Source organism: Thiolapillus sp. (assembly GCF_048562965.1).
GTDB classification, from domain to species: domain Bacteria; phylum Pseudomonadota; class Gammaproteobacteria; order Chromatiales; family Chromatiaceae; genus Thiolapillus; species Thiolapillus brandeum_A.
This window is the reverse complement of sequence record NZ_JBHNMF010000377.1, coordinates 1-3,209: the sequence shown is the minus strand read 5'-3', so window position 1 is coordinate 3,209 and position 3,209 is coordinate 1. Positions and strand designations below refer to the sequence as shown.

At 53.5% G+C, this 3,209-nt stretch carries 3 protein-coding genes; 1 reads left to right on the top strand and 2 read right to left on the bottom strand.

Annotated features, from left to right (window positions below):
- Window positions 1-107 precede the first annotated feature (107 nt).
- Window positions 108-392 (bottom strand): hypothetical protein, encoded by a 285-nt coding sequence (locus ACOCD2_RS15055; protein ID WP_293652818.1) that lies wholly within the window; start codon window positions 390-392, stop codon window positions 108-110.
- Window positions 393-426: 34 nt separating this feature from the next.
- Here ACOCD2_RS15055 and ACOCD2_RS15050 point away from each other — a divergent pair, with 34 nt between their 5' ends.
- The gene (locus tag ACOCD2_RS15050; RefSeq protein WP_293650474.1) at window positions 427-873 is read left to right on the top strand and encodes a hypothetical protein; all 447 of its coding nucleotides are present in this window, start codon (window positions 427-429) and stop codon (window positions 871-873) included.
- A 31-nt stretch (window positions 874-904) separates the two neighbouring features.
- Here the strand turns inward: ACOCD2_RS15050 and ACOCD2_RS15045 are convergent, their stop codons facing one another.
- Entirely contained in the window at window positions 905-2,974 is a 2,070-nt protein-coding gene (locus ACOCD2_RS15045; RefSeq protein WP_293652817.1) for a S8 family peptidase, read from the bottom strand.
- Between the last annotated feature and the right edge of the window lie 235 nt (window positions 2,975-3,209).

Here is a 3,209-nt window from a genome sequence, read left to right as displayed (position 1 = left end):
TTCAGTTGTGGGGACAACTCAGTTTCGGGTTGTAACATGGGCCGTATCAGTCGTGACAGGCTGAGCCTATCACTCATGACCACGTCCTAAGGACGTGGGTTTCTACGCTAAACTAAATAGCGCCACCCCAGCCACAGACGTTCCAGTCGCTCCACCCTGTCATCGGCATCGGTAATACGCTTTCGATGCTGTGCGGCTACCGCAGGTGCCAGCATGGTGAGCGCCTGTCCGATATCCAGACAAAGCAGATAGCCGCCCTCGATGCGTCTGGGATAACAGTGAAAAACGTCCCTTTCAGCCGATTCATCCTGTGACTCTTTGCAGGCAGCCGAGCAGAATTCCCTGGCCTGCTGCTTGTTTTCCAGTTCTGCTACCGGAGCAGCCTCACCCACATGGAAAAGCAGAGACGGCTGAACAAGCGCTGGTTTGAAAATACAGGGAAACCGCGTCAGCGGCAGTAATGCCCCTTACCGCATCAAGAAAATCACAAAGTGCGTTCCTGACGGACATCAGCGCATTCCGGCCCATTCAGACAGACAAACACTTCCCACATGCCAAGACAACCCGCTTCGTTCAGAAGGGTCCAGAGAGGCAAAAACATGGATACTGGGCATGTCGGCAAACTCCATATCGTATTCAGCATTCCTGTCATCTGTCGGCAGCATGCCTGATGGCAACAGAAAAAATACATTCTGTGTTTCTGACCTGAAAAAAGCCATGGCCGGCCTTTTCCAATATTCTGCAAAGAATCATAGAGTAAGTTCGTTTCTTCCACAAACCGCCAGCCGGCAAATCAAGAAGGAAATCCCGGAAGCCGGATCCCGTTCAAGAATTTCACTGTATCGCATGGCCGGCCAGGCATCCTCCTGTTGACCGGGTGCTCATTGCACCCGGCCAGCAGGGATCATTCCTGCTCTACCCAGACATTGGTATAAGCAGATTCGGTGAGTCCGGCGCTCCAGAGATAACCATCATCCCAGAGATAGTCGTTGGACCACAGATACCCGTCGGACAGAATTTCACCATTGGACCACAGGTAACCGTTGGACCAGAGATAACCATTGGACCACAGGTAGCCGTTGGACCAGAGATAACCGTTGGACCACAGGTAGCCATTGGACCAGATATACCCGTTGGACCAGAGATAGCCGTCCATACCCATGATGTAATAGTTGCCGTTTTCATCCTGGTTGGCCAGGCCACCATAATGTGCTTCACCGTCCAGATCGGCAGTGATGTCCAATCCCTGGTTGGCACAGTCTGAGGCAGTGCTGTTTACTGCGGCATAGGCATCCACCTGCCCGGCGCCCTGCTGGAACACCGAATAAGCCAGTTCATCGCGGTTGTTTACCGCAGGCCTGGCAGAAGCCATCAGCCGGCACTTGACTTCATCCGGCGTCAGTTCAGGATGGGCCTGTAGGAGCAGCGCCACAACACCGGAAACTACGGCCGTCGACTGGGAAGTACCGGACATGGTGTAGTAGCTGTCACCATCGTGAAACAAAGGATGTTCCTTGACCAGTTTGTTTCCCTTGTCCATCATCCCGCGAATATGGCCGCCGGGGGCGACGATCTCGGGCTTGACGAAGCCCTCCACCGTCGGACCTGCCGAGGAGAAAGAGGCCAGGGTATCGTCATCAGAAATCGTTGGCGTCATGCTGTCGGTCATTGCTCCTACGGTGATGATATAGGGCACGTTACCAGGCACACCGATGGTCATGGCATCAGGCCCCCGGTTGCCGGCAGAAGCCACCACCACGATGCCGGATTCCCAGGCTGCCATGACGGCCTGGTTCAGGGGATCATCCCAATAGTAGGACCGAGGCTCGGTGCTGAACGAAAGATTGACCACACCGATACCGTACTCATGCCTGTGGGAGACAACCCAGTCCAGACCACGTATCACGTCGGCATAGCTGCCACGACCCTCGGCGTTGAAAGCCTTGACCATGACCAGATCGACATTGGGCGCGATACCGTTGAACTCACCGTCCTTGTAACGGCTGCTGGCGATGATGCTGCTCACATGGCTGCCATGACCATTGTCGTCGCTGTCGCTGTCTCGCCGGATCTCCCTGCCTTTCAGTGCGTCATACTGGGCAAGCAAGCGTCTGTTGCCCCAGGCTCCTTCGTCAAGGTATTTCATCATGCCGGCTTTTGCCCTGATACCCGAGTCGATCACCGCTACAGCAACGCCCATCCCATCGATAGCCTGGTCATGCAGCCGGCCTGCATCAACCATGCTGGTGACATAGCTGCGCTTGGCCTGCCTGTCACTGTCACCAGAGAAAAGTATGTCGGGAGGCGGCGGAAACTCCACTGAACAGCCTTCGCGGAAAACCAGGCGAATTTCATAGGAACGCTGATCCCTCACCACGTCATTGTCGAACTGAAGAGAAAATTTGGTATGCCTGCCGCGCTTTATCATGATATCCCTGTCATCGCCTTCCCAGTCTTCCGACCCGAAAGTAGCGGAAACCCCCGTGGTTTCATCTTCGATAATCTCATCACCATTCATTTCCACTTCTGTCAGGCGATCATTTGCAGCCGGCCAAAAGAGTGTGGCACTGTCCAGGTGGACATCTCCGGAACCATCGTTGGTCAGCTCCCATTCAATTTGATCACCCTTCATCCTGAGTTTGGTCTTGCCTCTTACGGAACAGGCAGGCTTGTCAACCGCACTGGTTTCAACACCACTGTTTTCATAGACCTTGCGAACCTGCTTGAAGGTGCGCAGCTTTTCCAGTTGCGCGCCGGTGAGTTTCGCGCCCACGGAGCGGATGATCCCCAGCTCGTGGGTTATCTCCCCACCGACGGACAGCACGGCTTCCCTGACCGCGGAAAGATCACTGCCCTGCACGATCACCGATTGTTTCGGTGAGTCTTCGGCCATTGTCAGCATTGCCGCTGACCCCAGCATTACCAGCCCTGCACAAACTGTCAGAACTGCCTTCTTAATCTTGTAAATGTCCATTGCTTTACACCCTTACTTTAAGAACCGGGATCATTGTGACCCGCTTCTCATCAAAGCAATGCTTGTGCCAAGCCAGGTGTCGAACGTCAAAATGCGGCTTGTTTTTTATATTAATTAGTTCCCGTCTATAAATGCCAAGTCATTGAAATTCAATTGAAAAACCGAAAAAAGACGATGAGAAATCCGGTGCAGGATGGTACAATTATGATCTAAAGCATTGATACATAAGAAAACC

Bases quoted from the DNA above. Each gene is read 5' to 3' on its own strand.
- ACOCD2_RS15045 (WP_293652817.1), bottom strand. From the start codon at position 2,974: ATGGACATTTACAAGATTAAGAAGGCAGTTCTGACAGTTTGTGCAGGG.